Source organism: Sphingomonas sp. Sph1(2015) (assembly GCF_001970915.1).
Classification (GTDB): Bacteria; Pseudomonadota; Alphaproteobacteria; order Sphingomonadales; family Sphingomonadaceae; genus Sphingomonas; species Sphingomonas parapaucimobilis.
In genome coordinates, this window is sequence record NZ_MQUI01000045.1 from 17,765 (window position 1) to 30,032 (window position 12,268).

The window sequence follows — 12,268 nt, forward strand, 5'->3', positions numbered from 1 at the left end:
GATATTGCAGAGGTTACGTTCGGTATGGAGAGGATATAGCATGCGTACACTTCTCACGGCATTCGCCGTCATGGTCTGTGCCGCTGGCGCACAGGCGCAGACCGCCGCCCCCGCCACGACCGCGGCCAAGGCAGCGCATTACAGCACGGCATCGACCCAAATCGGCACCCTGCTCGACGATCCGGCAGCCAAGGCGCTGATCGAAAAGAACATCCCGGGCATGACCACCAACGACCAGATCGACATGGCGCGTGGCATGACCCTGAAGGACATCCAGCAATATTCGCCCGACACGATCACCGACAAGGTGCTGGCGAACCTCGACGCCGAATTCGCCAAGATTCCGGCCAAGCCCGCCTCGTAAACATTTCGCCCGATGCAAAAGGGGAGCGGTCCGTCCGCTCCCCTTTTTTTGTGCTCGGCAGGTCGGGCGAAGTACGTCACCGGGCTGCCTGGGCGCGGCGATGATTTCGAGGCCGGGTCTCGCCCGCCGCATCGAGCCGAACCGATAGCGGCCTCAGGGATTTCGGCGTCGACCACGAGATTCCGCAGCGACCGCTACAGCCGTCGGAAACGGATCGCCTGCCCACCACCTCGCGCCAGACGAAGCGAAAGGGCCTCCTTGCGTGATACCATTTGCCGCCGGATCGCCAATCTTTCCGGGGCGGTGCGCCAATCGGCTCCTGGGCCATCCGAATAGATGGTCGCCTCGTACGTTGCGCCCTTATCGAGAAAATCGAGGGGGACGGTCAATGTTCGCGCGCTGTCGTTGGTGATCGCCCCCAGATACCAGTCCGCGCTGTTCCGATCGCGCCGCGCGACGACGGCAAAGTCGCCGATCGCGCCCTGTAGCGTGCGGCTGTCCTCCCAGTCGGTCGGCACGTCCCGGATGAAGCGGAAAGCATCGGCGTGCTCGTCATAATGTTCGGGCAGATCGACGGCCATCTGTACCGGACTGTACAGCACGACATACAGCGCCAGCTGGTTGGCAAGCGTCGAGGGCACGCGGTTGTTGGGCCGGGTCGCGCGATAGTCGAAATGAACGACGCCGGGCGTATAGTCGAACGGCCCCGACAACAGCCGGGTGAAGGGCAGGATGGTGGTGTGGTCGGGCGCGTTGCCGCCGTCCGGGCTGCCGCCATTATATTCCTGTCCCCGCGCGCCTTCGCGGCTCATCAGATTGGGCCAGGTACGGCGCAGGCCGGTGTCCTTGACCGGCTCGTGCGGGAAGATGGCGATGCGGTGCCGCGCTGATGCCTCGACCACCTTTTGCAGGCTCTCCACGGCATATTGGCCATCGGGCCATTCGGTCTCGTCAAGGCGCGTGCCGACATAGCCGAGCTTGATCGAACGCACGCCGTAGCGGTCGTAATAGTCGAGCGCCGGTTCGAGCTGGCGGAGATAGTCCTTCACCTGTCCGCCGGTTTCGTGATGGCCGATCAGGTCCACGCCCTTGGCGCGGGCATAGGCCGACACCGCCGCCATATCGAAGGCGGGCTGCGCGCGATCGAAGACGAAGCGCGAATGGCCGTTCTTCCACCATTCGGGCACGTCCCAGCCGACATTCCACCCCTCGACCAGCACGCCCTTGATGCCGTGCTTCGCCGCCCAGTCGATATAGGCTTTCGTGCGCGCAGTGGTGGCGCCCAGCTTCGGCCCCAGTTCCCAGGTCAGCAGGCCGGTGTGCATCGCCCAGAAGATGCCGATATATTTCTCCGGCTTGACCCAGGACACGTCGCCCAGCCGATTGGGTTCGTTGAGGTTCAGGACGATGGTCGAGTCCGCCAGATGCGCGGCATCGGGGGCGACCATCACGACACGCCACGGGGTCACCGCCCCGCCATGCGTCCGCGCCCGGTCGCCATTGGACCAGGGCGACAGATCGGCCTTCAGCGTCCGGCTATTCTCCTCGGGCATGCGCAGGTTCATCGACGGGAAGTCGATCAAGGCCGCCTCGTGGACCGCCATCGCCACGCCGTCGCCTTCCAGCGTCAACGGAGTCTGCGCGGTCTGGATCGCCGACAGCGCCGAACGGCTATATTCATATTCGCTATACTTGTCGCGGTACGCCGGGATCGACCAGGCGCGGTAATTCTGCGCGAAGTGGAACTCGGTTTCCTCGTCGGTCACGACCAGCTTCTGCTCCGCCACGCCAGGCAGCGTGTAGCGAAAGCCGAAACCGTCATCGAAGACGCGGAACTCGACGCCCAGCTGGCGACCATCGGCGGCGGCCAGCGTCGCGACCAGCCCGCGATAGTGTTCGCGCATCTGCCGCCGCTCACCCCAGGGCTGGGTCCAGGGGCGGTCGAGCGCAATCGGGCGGCTGGCGAGGAGCGTTAGCCCGGCGTCGAGCGGCGCGGCGTCCTTGAACCGGAAGCCCAGCCGCGACCGGTCGAGGATCGGCTTGCCGTCATAGCGCGCGCGGTACACCGCCTCGCCATGATCCACCGCGAGGTCGACCGCGATGCGGCCATTGGGGGACGTGACCGTCTGCCACGCTTGTCCCAAGGCCGGGGTCGCCGCGACCAGCGCCGCGAGTCCGACGATCATGCCCAGCCGCTTGCGCATCAGAAGCTGTAGGTCAGGCTGGCGCGGACGCGACGACCGAAGATCGGGCGGCCCTGGAACGCGGTTTCCTGCACGCCGATGATCGAACCCGCGCGCGGATTACCCTCGGTCAGGCCGACCTCGTTGAACAAATTGGTCGCGACCACCTGCGCCTGGAGCGCGTTGGTGACCTTCCAGTTCGCACCCAGCCGCACCTCGGTATAGCTGGGCAGGACGATGGTGTTGGCCACATCGACATAGCGCTTGCCGGTATAGGCCGCCTCGCCGAAGATGTTCACCCGGTCGCCCAGCAGATGCAGCGTGGGACGGACCGAGACCTGCACCTGCGGCTGGCGGACGATCTGGTTGCCGCTGAAGTCGAACCGCCCGCTCGCATCCTGACCGGCGAAGCTGGTATAGTTGATCTTCTGGTAATTGCCGCTCGCCGCCAGCTCGAAGACATCGACCGGGCGCAACGACAGTTCGACCTCGATACCCTTGGATTCCGCCGCCGCCGTCTGGTTGATCGTCTGCGCCTGTCCGTTCGGCCCTGCGACGATCGTCTGGAAGGCGATGTTGGGGAATTTGTTGTAGAACAAGGTGACGAAGGCCGAGAAGGGCCGGGTCGCGTATTTCAGCCCGCCTTCGACCAGGTCGATGCGGTTCTCAACCGGCACGCCGCCGAACCACTGCACGAATTCGGGCGTCACGCGGAAGCTGCGGCTATAGCGGGCAAAGGCCGCGACCCGCTTGTCGAACTCGTAATTCGCGCCCGCCGAAAAGGCCCATTGCCCGGTCTTGAAGCGATAGGGCGTCATCGCGCCGTTAAAGACCAGCACATTGTCGTCGGCGATGGTGGTCGCGTCGCCCAGATTGGCGCGGGTCGTCTGCGCGATCGTGCCATCCTTCGCGACATGATGATAACGCGCGCCCAGATCGATGCGCAGCGCCTCGGTCACCTGCCACGCGTCGGTCATGTAGAAGGCGTTGATCGTCACCTTGTCGCGGAAACGCTGCAAATTGCTGTGCAGGTTGAGCAGGCCGTTCTTGGTCAGGGCTACGGTCTGCTGCCCGGCCGCGTTGAGGCCGACGACGTCGAAATAGCGCGGGCGGTTGATCGCCTCGACCAATATGTCGTTCCAGTTCCAGTTCTGCGTCTGGTTGAAATGGCTGAAATAATAACCCGCGGTCAGGGTATGGCGACCGATGCCGGTGTCGAGCTTCTTGGTGACGCTCAGGTCGTTGATCACATTCTCGACATCGACGAGCGTGTTGAAGATGCTCTGCGTCAGCGCCAGCTGGTTGCCCAGCGCAGCGGCGGCGACGGTCTGGTCGTTGCTGGCGTCGCGATAGACGGCGGACACGGTGTCGGGCCGGGCGGCCTGCAACCGGGTGAGCGCGCCTGCCAGGAAGCCTTGTGACGTGGCGATCCCCGAGCTGAACAGCCCGTTGAAGTCCACCGTGCCGGTCGTATAGCGGGCACGATCATTGACCTCCCACCCATCGCCCAGCGGCTTGTTGAAGATCGCGGTAAAGGTGTCGGTGTCGGTGTGGATGCCCTGGGTCAGGTCCACCCGCTTGTCGAACGCCCCGCGGCCATCGGGCACGGTCAGCCGCGCAAAGGCGGTGTTGACCAGCGTGCCCGTGCCCGCGTCCAGACCCGGCAGGCCCTGGGACGGGCTGGCCAGCGGAATGGCGGTGTAGAAGATGTTCTTGTCGTCCAGCTTGCGATAGCTGACGAACAAAGAGCCGCTGTCGGCGAAGTCATATTGCAGGCCGACCCGGAATTGCCCGCCCTGGTTGCCGGTGAAGCCGGGGTTCCTGAGGCCGTTATCCTCGCGATAGAAGCCGCCGATCGCAAAGGACAGCCGGTCGTTCAGCGGGCCGGAGACGTTGGCGTCCATCCGGTAATGATCCCAGTCGCCGACCTCGCCCTTCACCATGCCCTGGAGCGTGCGGGTTGGGCGTTTGGTCAGGACGTTGACGACGCCGCCCGGCGCGTTCGACGCGGTGATCGAGGCCGAGCCGCCGCGCACGATCTGAAGCGAGTCGATCGTCGCATCGACGCGGAAGAACTCATCGGCATTGGTGAAGGCGCCCGCGCCCTCTTCCCAGACCGGCAAACCGTCCTCGAGCAGCGGGAGATAGCGGTAATTGTCCGCCGGAAGGCCACGCGAATAGACGTTGTTGCCGACCTCGCCGCCCGAGCTTTCGACATAGATGCCCGGCGTCGAGGCGATCAGGTCGGCAATCCCCAGCGGGGCCTTTTGCGCGATCGCCTGCGGGTCGATGGTGGTGATGGCGTAGGACGTATCGAACTTGCGGGTGCCGGTGCGCGTGCCGGTGACGATGATCTCGTTCAGGCCCAGATCGCTGCCCTGCGCGGCATCGGCGGCTGGCGGTTCGCTCGTGGCGGGGGGCGCGGTCGGCGGCTGGACCGATTGCGCAAGCGCAGGCGCCAGGGGCACCATCCACGTTACCGAAGCCATCAATGCCAAGCGACATGCACGCATCATAATCCCCTCCAAGGCGCCTCTGCCGGGCGATCCACCTGATGAGGGAAAAGTGATCTCGGCCGCAAATTAATGCAACATATTTCCGCAAACGATTGCAATTTACATGACGTTACTGACTGGTGTCCATGTTAAAGGCGGTGGATCAACAGCTTGGCTTTATGTGGCGTGATTAATTTGCACGATATGAAGCGCATCTAACGCCCGCATGAAGCGCGAATCACGAGATCGGTCGGCAGGCGTTCGGACTTGGCGCGATGCCCATCGATGATGCGTAGCAGCTTCGACACCAACAGGTTGCCGGCCTTGATCGCATCCTGGCGGATCGTGGTCAGGCCGGGCGTCGACAAGGCGGCCGCGTCGATATCGTCATAGCCGATCACCGCGACATCCTCCGGCACGCGCAGTCCCCGCTGGCGCAGCGTTTGAATCGCGCCAAGCGCCACCAGGTCGGAGGCTGCGACGATCGCATCGAAGGCGATGCCGCGCTCGAGCAGGTTGTCGACGGCCTCGGCCCCTTCGGATCGACCGGCGGCCGGCGTCTGGATCATCGCCGGGTCGAACGCCACGTCATGAGCCGCCAGCGCCGAGCGATAGCCCTCCAGCCGGATCGCGACCTGCGAGAAGGGCGTCCGCGCGGCCGCGATCGGCGGCATCGCTCCGATAAACGCTATGCGTCGCCGCCCTTTTCGCAGCAAATGCGCCGTCGCTTGAAATCCGCCCTCATGATTGTCGCCACCGATCGAGCAATAGCTCTGCCCCGCCACCTCGACGCCCCATGCCACCAGTGGCTTACCCAGGGCGGCATAATGATTGAGCGTGTCGTGGAATTGCGACTGCCCCAGGAAGATCACGCCCGCATAGGCGCTCTGGTCGAGAAACTGTGCAAGGGTGGTGTCATCATAGGGCGTTTGCCATACGATGGACATATCGCGCCGCCGCTCGCGCATGGCGGTTCCAACCCCACCGATCAACGCCAGCTCGAACGGGTTGGCCAATTGGCTTCCATGCGCGGTGGCGACCGGTACGACGAGACAAATCTGGTCGGATAATGTCGGTGCGGCGTGGGGCACCTTTTGCGGGACATGGACATAGCCAAGTCGTTCGGCCGTGCTCAGCACCCGTTCGCGGGTTTCGTCGCTGATCGCGCTATGGCCGGTCAGCACGCGCGATACGGTCGCGACGGATACGCCCGTTTCCGCGGCGATGCTGCCCAGCGTGGGACCATTCCGCCTCGTCCTCACCATGGCTGCGCCTTTATTTGCATTTTCTTGCATTACGCCGGTGCAACGGGTTCGTCCATCTCGGGCAGCCCTAGGCTCAGGCCCGCACCCACCGCCATCAGCACCCCTGCGAGCGGCAGGACGGGCCACGCGATCCCGCCCAATAGGTGCGCGATGAACCAACCCATGGTGAGTCCCGCGACAAGTTGCGGCACGACGATGAAGATGTTCATGATGCCGATGAACGTGCCGGCGGTCGCACGCGACACCGCCCGGCCCGCCAGCACGAAGGGGGCACTGAGGATCGAGGCGTAGGCGATGCCGATCAGCACCGCACATCCCAGCAGCCCGACGGGATAGCCGATCACCGCAAGGCCGCCGAGCCCCAACGCGCCCGCCGCCAATGCTGCCGCATGGACATATGTGACGCCGAAACGACGGAACAGTCCGGGCAGCAGAAAGGCGAACAGACCCGCCACGCCATTATACGTGCCGAACAGCACGCCGACGAAATCCGCTCCCCGCGCATAGGCCCCATCAAACGGAGAGGTCGCGCCATAGAGACGCGCAGCGATAACCGGCGTTGCATAGACCCAGAGGAGATACATGCCGAACCAGCTGAAAAACTGAACGGCCGCGACCGATCGCAAAGCGCGCCACAATGCAGCGACCTCCGCCCCGCGGGCGCGGGCATGGCCGTTTCCGCCGCCTTGTATAGGGGGTGAGGCGGGCTCCTTCACCCGCGCGACCGTCCAGCCGACCGACACGGCCACCGCGATGGCCGCCGTGAGGAAGGCGATCCGGATCGAGGGCGCGGTCTGCCCTGGCTGGGCGACGTTCGCCCAGCCGCCCCAGGCCAGCAGAACGGGCGCACAGGCCCCCGCCAGGGCACCCAGCCCGATGAAAACGGTCTGCATGGCATAGCCGCTGGCATGATCCTCGACCGGCAAGGTATCGGCGACCAGGGCGCGATAGGGCGCATGGAGCGCGTTCATCGCAGCCTCCAGCACCCAGACCGCCATGACGGCCACAAGCAATGACCCCGCCAACGGCAGCGCCGCCAGTGCCGCGATCACCACCAGGGCCGATACCAGAATATAGGGCCGCCGCCGCCCAAACCGACTGCCATGGCGATCGCTGAGCGCCCCCATGACGGGTTGCACCAGCAATCCCGTCACCGGTCCTGCCAGCCACAAGATCGCAAGCTGGTCGACCGTCGCGCCCAGCCCCTGAAACAGACGGCTCAGGCTCGCGCTCTGAATGCCAAAGGCAATTTGAAGCCCAAAATAGCCGACGCTGAGATCGAACCCTTTAAGACGCATCCGCCTCTCCATGCATGGACCGTGTACGCCTTCGATAGTCCTCATCGGAAGCAGGCAGGATTCGGGCGGACGATGCTGCTAACCCCTGATCTCTACACCCATGAGCGACCGGCGCGTGACGCCATAGACTTGATCCCCCCTTCCCCTTCAGGGGGGCTTGGCCCGGATCGATCTGATGTCATCCGCCCCCAAGGGAAGCTATCGTTTAGAGTTGAAAGCGATCAGCATTGCACGGTTTTAGCCCCTCCCCTTCAGGGGAGGGGTGAGCAGAGTTGATCGTTTTCCACTCTAGGGCGGAAAAGCCGGGCCGATCAGCGCTAGATCTGCCGCGCCGGGGGCCAGCTTTACGCTGGATTGCAGCCGCCCGATCCATGGTGGCGCTGACAGAATGCCCAAGTGACATGACATGGCATTCACGATAACGCCGCGATCGTGCAGGCCTTCCGGTATCTCTTGGCGCAACGCCACCTGGCGGCGCTGATCTATGCCGCCGCGATACTGTTGAGGCTGCTGGTGCCGACCGGCTACATGGTCGCACCCGATCATGGATGGTTCGCCATCACGATCTGTTCCGGGATGGCGACCGGGGCCGGGGACATGGCGATGCCCGGCACGGATCATGCCATGGCCATGGCGCATGGGACAATGCCCGACACCGGCCAGCCGAAAGATCACGACAAGCCGGAAATGCCTTGCGCCTTTTCGGGACTGTCCGCGCAGGTGCTGGGTTCGGTCGACATCGTGCTGCTGGCCATCGCGCTGGCCGCCGTCGCGATCATGGCGCTGCGGGCCATCCCGCGCGTTGCCCCGCGTGCCGCACCCTATCTGCGCCCACCCCTGCGCGGTCCCCCGCTCTGCGCCTGACGGAATGACCGGCAAACCGGCCGGCCAAGTCCGTCGTCGGGCAGCCCGGTCGGCTGTCGCGCGAACCATGCCCCGTCTCGGTTTGCAGGCGCAAGCGATCGATGGTGCGGGCGTATCGCCAGCACGAAAGCGCATCGCCGCCACCGTGCGTCATGGCTTCGCAAGACCGCACCGCCCGAGGCCGTGAAGCCGATGGCCGGGCCGATCAGGGGCTTTCCGGCGCAGGCCAATGCCCTGGCTTGGTCAGACACCGGCTGACGCGTCCGTTCGCAAAAACACGAAACGCATTCGGCCCGCTTGGGAGCGGGCCTGGGGGACTCTATGTCGAAGACCAGTTTGATGGTGGCGGTCGCCGCCTCCTGTTTCATGATCGCCGCGCCGTCGGCCGCGCAGCAGCGCGCCGACACGCAGGTGACGATCGGCGGGGACGAGATCGTCGTCACCGCCCAATCCATGGCGCGCTCGACCGCCAACGTGCTGACCTCGGTCGACGTGCTGAGCGGCGATGTCGCGCAGCGCCAGAATGTCGACAATGCGTGGGAGCTGTTCGCCCGGCTGCCCGGTGTGGTCCTGACCGACTTCAACCAGGGCACGACCTCGGGCCGCTTCTCGATCCGCGGCTTCAATGGCGAGGGTGAGATCAACGCGGTCAAGCTGCTGATCGATGGCGTGCCGTCCAACGACAATGCCGGGCGAATGGACTTCATCGACTTCATCTCCCCGCTCGACATCGCCTCGGTCGAGCTGGTGCGCGGCACCTCCGACCCGCGCTGGGGGCTGCACGCGATCGCGGGCAGTGCCGATATCAAGACGCGGATCGGCGGCAATTATCTCGACGCGCGCGGCATCGTCGGTGCGTTCGGCACCTATGACGCGCAAATGTCGGCCGGAGTCGAGACCGGAAGGCTGAGCCAGAACTATCTGCTGTCCTATCGTCAGAGCGATGGTTTCCGCGACCATGCCGATCTCGACCGGCTGAACGTCGCGGGAAAATGGTTCTACGACTTCGGCCCCGCCAGGCTCGGCCTCATCGCGCGCCATAGCCGCAGCGAGGCGCAGGAGCCGGGCTATCTGACCGATGCCGACGCCTATACCAACCGGTCGCGATCCTACGACGTCTCGGCGACCGACGGTGGCAGGCGCGAACTCAGCCAGTACAGCCTGCACCTCGACGCCGATCTGGCGCGCGACCTGTCGCTGACCGCCCTGGGCTATGCGACGACCAACCACGACAATCGCTATGTCCGCTTTTCGGCCAATGTCGCGCAGCAGCAGCGGCTGACCGACGAACAACATTATGGCGTCGTGACCGGCCTGCACTGGCATGCGGCCGACTGGCTGATGGCCGAGGCGGGCGGCGATGTGCAGTGGCAGCACAACCAGAGCCTGCGCTGGACCACCGACCGGCGGATCATCACGGCCGCCACGCGCAACCAGGATTTCGACCTGACGGTGGGCGGAGGTTATGTGCAGGCGATCGTGACCCCGGTCCGCTGGCTGACGATCACCCCGGCATGGCGGATCGACCGGGTGAGCGGCCATTTCACCAACCGGCTGAACGGCCAAAGCTATCCGGTCAATGATTACGGCACGATCAACCAGCCCAAGCTGTCGGTCGCGGTGACGCCCGTCCCCGGCCTGACCGCCTATGGCAATTTCGGCCGCACCTTCCAGATCGGCGCGGGCTCGGGTGCCTATGTCGTGCCGCCGCGCGTGCGCGATGTCGCCGCCTCGATCAACGAAGGCTTCGAAGACGGCATCAAGCTGACGCAGGGCCGCTGGCTGACCGCCCGCGCCGCGCTGTGGCAGCAGACCGCGACCGGCGAGCTGAAGCGGCGCCTCAACGACCCGTCCGGCGAATTCGACAATCTGGGCGCGACGCGACGGCGCGGCTTCGATCTGGAGGCGAGCGTGCAGCCTTTGCCCGGTCTGTCGGCCTGGGCCAGCTGGTCGCACCAGAAGGCGATCATTCGCGTTCCCGATCCCTCCGCCCCGCTGACGGCGGGCAATGAGATCGATCATGTCCCCAGGAACGTCTACACCGCCGGGATCGAATGGGCACCGGCGGCGCGGCCGTGGCGCGCCTCGCTCTGGGGCAATGGCCAGTCGTCGTACGAATTGGACACCGCCAACAGCCAGGGCCGCTATGGCGACTATTTTCAGGTCACCGCCGAACTGGCCTACCGCATCACCAAGGCGATCGAGGTATCGGCGCAGATACGCAACCTGACGAACGATCGGTACGAATATGTCTGGTACGACGGCACGCAACGCCTGCATGCGCCCGCCGATCCGCGCAGTGTTTTCGGCGCGGTCCGGGCGCGGTTCTGACCATGCGGGTATCATCGGCAGCCCTGAGGCGATCATGGCGGATCGCGATCGGCCGGAGGCGGTATGGCAGAGTGAGGCGCTTCGGGTCGACATATCGCATGGGGGTGGCATGCCGCTCGCCACGATCATCGTCCCTGGCCATGGCGCGCCATCAATAGCCATCATCGCCTGGCGATGATTCGAAAGCGGTTTTGGCTATAGCCGAGCGCGATTCGAGCGGCAGCATCGCCTCTCGATCAATCGGACGGCAGTGATCGTATTTACCGTCTGGAGACAGCGGGCTTTACCAGATATTGGGCCTGCATCCTTGGGGAGTAGCTACCCGCAGTAGTGGGGTTGCCGTCAACATTCTTGAGCCATCGGCTCGTGGCGGCAGCAGCAGGTTCGTCCTGCCCAGCGAGACCAATGATGCAGCGCTCCGCTTTGTGGCCACGGGTGCATGCATCATGTGGTTTGCTGGCCCTGAGTAATGACGTGATGCCCGGAATTCTGACGCTTGGCGCTTTGGGCGCAAGCCTGTCCGTGGATGCCTTTGCGGCGGCGCTGGGCAAGGGCGCGACTGAAGGGCGAGCCCGTTTTCGCGATGCGATCAAGGTCGGCATCGTCTTTGGCTTTTTCGAGGCGCTGACGCCTGCGCTCGGCTGGCTGCTCGGCTTTGCGCTGAACGACTGGATCGCGGACTATGACCATTGGGTTGCGTTCGGCCTGCTGTTCGCGGTTGGCGCCTATACGATACGGGAAGCCTGGACGAACCAGGATGAGGCGCAGCAGGACGACGGCGAGACCAAGCCCGGCATGTTGCGCCTTGCCGCGACGGCGATCGCGACGAGCGTCGATGCGGCGGCTGTGGGTGTGACCCTGGCCCTGATGGACGTCAACATCTGGGCCGCCTGTCTGGTCATCGGCGGGACGACCACCTTGATGGCGACGATCGGCGTCATGCTCGGCAAGCATATCGGACCTTATCTGGGCCGATATGCCGGCATCCTTGGTGGCTTTGTCCTGATCGTCATGGGTGGCGTGATCCTGACGCAGCACCTGTCCTCTTAGGCCGGATCGACATTCAGTCCCCCCTCAATTCCTCCCCTGAAAGGGGAGGGGGACCATGCGCAGCATGGTGGAGGGGTATCACCGCTTGCGATGTCTGACCGACCTCTCAGACCGGGACACCCCTCCGTCAGGCCTGCGGCCTGCCACCTCCTCTTCCAGGGGAGGAAACAAATGAATGTCGATCCGCCCTAGAACATGATGACATGGGATCGAACCAAGCCCAGCCCCTTGTCTGATGGGATGGTGGTATGAAGGTGTTGCGGAAGGGAGCCCGTCCCCCCCGAGGGTCTGGAGCCCGATAGGGAGCAAGGGTCCCTTCCGCGTTGGTCACAACCCTGAACAGTTGCTTGGGACTGTGGATCCCGCACGACATGGACAGGAGCCTTTACCATGCCACAAGCCGTCATCGGCTGCGACC

The 12,268-nt window shown here is 64.6% G+C and carries 8 protein-coding genes and 1 riboswitch; of the genes, 4 read left to right on the top strand and 4 right to left on the bottom strand.

Features of this window, described 5'->3' with window-relative positions; genetic code table 11:
* The first annotated feature begins 40 nt into the window (after positions 1-40).
* The gene (locus BSZ14_RS15330; protein WP_042488487.1) at positions 41-364 is read left to right on the top strand and encodes a hypothetical protein; all 324 of its coding nucleotides are present in this window, start codon (positions 41-43) and stop codon (positions 362-364) included.
* 194 nt (positions 365-558) lie between these two features.
* Here BSZ14_RS15330 and BSZ14_RS15335 read toward each other — a convergent pair whose 3' ends face one another.
* From BSZ14_RS15335 to BSZ14_RS15350, 4 genes are all read right to left on the bottom strand, one after another.
* Positions 559-2,568, bottom strand: coding sequence for a glycoside hydrolase family 97 protein (locus BSZ14_RS15335; protein WP_076711582.1), 2,010 nt, complete (start codon positions 2,566-2,568; stop codon positions 559-561).
* A complete protein-coding gene (locus tag BSZ14_RS15340; protein WP_158069223.1) occupies positions 2,568-5,036 on the bottom strand; it encodes a TonB-dependent siderophore receptor in 2,469 nt (822 codons plus the stop codon). The genes BSZ14_RS15335 and BSZ14_RS15340 overlap by 1 nt, the downstream gene beginning before the upstream one ends.
* A gap of 221 nt (positions 5,037-5,257) precedes the next feature.
* The gene (locus BSZ14_RS15345; RefSeq protein ID WP_206744344.1) at positions 5,258-6,304 is read right to left on the bottom strand and encodes a LacI family DNA-binding transcriptional regulator; all 1,047 of its coding nucleotides are present in this window, start codon (positions 6,302-6,304) and stop codon (positions 5,258-5,260) included.
* Positions 6,305-6,336: 32 nt separating this feature from the next.
* A complete protein-coding gene (locus tag BSZ14_RS15350; RefSeq protein ID WP_076711584.1) occupies positions 6,337-7,605 on the bottom strand; it encodes an MFS transporter in 1,269 nt (422 codons plus the stop codon).
* Between the two features lie 432 nt (positions 7,606-8,037).
* On the opposite strand from BSZ14_RS15350, the gene BSZ14_RS15355 reads away from it, so the two are divergent.
* The 3 genes from BSZ14_RS15355 to BSZ14_RS15365 all read left to right on the top strand — a co-directional run bounded on the left by BSZ14_RS15355 (position 8,038) and on the right by BSZ14_RS15365 (position 11,850).
* Positions 8,038-8,469 carry a DUF2946 family protein gene (locus BSZ14_RS15355; protein ID WP_042488473.1) on the top strand — a complete coding sequence of 144 codons (432 nt, stop codon included), beginning with the start codon at positions 8,038-8,040 and terminating at the stop codon, positions 8,467-8,469.
* A 321-nt stretch (positions 8,470-8,790) separates the two neighbouring features.
* On the top strand, positions 8,791-10,800 hold the full coding sequence (locus BSZ14_RS15360) for a TonB-dependent receptor (protein WP_083748291.1): 2,010 nt from the start codon (positions 8,791-8,793) through the stop codon (positions 10,798-10,800).
* A 297-nt stretch (positions 10,801-11,097) separates the two neighbouring features.
* A riboswitch (yybP-ykoY riboswitch) is annotated at positions 11,098-11,271 on the top strand.
* A 6-nt stretch (positions 11,272-11,277) separates the two neighbouring features.
* Positions 11,278-11,850, top strand: coding sequence for a manganese efflux pump MntP (locus BSZ14_RS15365; RefSeq protein WP_042488468.1), 573 nt, complete (start codon positions 11,278-11,280; stop codon positions 11,848-11,850).
* The last annotated feature ends 418 nt before the right edge of the window (positions 11,851-12,268 follow it).